Source organism: Bartonella vinsonii subsp. berkhoffii ATCC 51672 (assembly GCF_902825225.1).
GTDB classification, from domain to species: Bacteria; Pseudomonadota; Alphaproteobacteria; order Rhizobiales; family Rhizobiaceae; genus Bartonella; species Bartonella berkhoffii.
The window spans coordinates 1-406 of the sequence record NZ_CADEAK010000262.1; the positions used below are offsets into that span (position 1 = coordinate 1).

1 pseudogene is annotated in these 406 nt (G+C 40.6%); it reads right to left on the minus strand.

Annotation, left to right across the window (positions count from 1 at the left end):
- Positions 1-406 (minus strand): annotated as a pseudogene (locus J7R10_RS09185) (ubiquinone biosynthesis hydroxylase); the annotation flags it as partial.

Below are 406 nucleotides of genomic sequence, written 5' to 3' on the forward strand. Positions count from 1 at the left end.
GTCCTGCAATCGGGTGGATTGTGTGGGCTGCATCACCAACGAGAGCAAAACGAGGTTGAATGCATTGACGTGTTAAAGAAAGGCTCAAGGGAAAAATTTGTCGCTCTCCATTCCAAGAGAGGTTTCCAAGTCGATGACCAATGCGTTTTTCGAGTTCTGTTTCAAAAATAACAGTATCAGCTTTAAAATAATATTGTGCAGTTTTATGGTGTTCATTCCATACAATAGCAGAGCGATTGCCTTTAAGTGGGAGAAGAGCAAAAGGTCCAGCAGGTAAGAAATGTTGAATTGCTTGACCATGATGGGGTTTTTCATGGTTAATCGTGCAAATGATGGCTGTTTGTTTATAGGCATGAGAAAAGTTTTTAAGACCTGCTTTTTCGCGTAATTTTGAATGTGCTCCGTT